Below are 492 nucleotides of genomic sequence, written 5' to 3'. Positions count from 1 at the left end.
AATCCGATGCAATCAAAGAGCTAACTGAACGCTACAACGTCCAATACATTGGTATCGATTCTACGGGTATTGGTCATGGAGTCCTACAAAACGTGCGTGAATTTTTTCCCGCAGCGAAAGAATTTATTTATAACCCAGCCTTAAAAAATGCCCTTGTCCTCAAAGCGTATGACGTGATTAGTCATGATCGCCTTGAGTATGACGCCGGTTGCAATGATATCACCCAGTCATTCATGGCTATTCGCCGTGCAACCACCGCGAGTGGCAACCGCCCTACGTATGAAGCAGATCGCAGTGAAGAATCCAGCCATGCCGATTTAGCATGGGCAACTATGCATGCTCTGTATAACGAACCGATCACCGGTGAAAATAGCAACCATCACAATATTGTCGAGGTATTTTAATGAGCCGTAAAAATAAAAAACGTCATTCTCAGAATATGGCGCAGACAGCCAATGACGCATCAATGGAAGCGTTCACTTTTGGCGACCC

General features: G+C 45.3%; 1 protein-coding gene. It reads left to right on the top strand.

All coding sequences use genetic code 11. The annotated features are described in order from the left end of the window. Window positions 1-404: phage terminase large subunit family protein (locus PROVRUST_RS17470; RefSeq protein ID WP_006816234.1), on the top strand; the 404-nt coding region annotated here is incomplete at its 5' end. Window positions 405-492: the final 88 nt, after the last annotated feature.

The organism is Providencia rustigianii DSM 4541 (assembly GCF_000156395.1).
Taxonomy (GTDB): Bacteria; Pseudomonadota; Gammaproteobacteria; order Enterobacterales; family Enterobacteriaceae; genus Providencia; species Providencia rustigianii.
The sequence above is the reverse complement of the archived record's forward strand: the minus strand, read 5'-3'. Positions and strand labels throughout refer to the sequence as shown.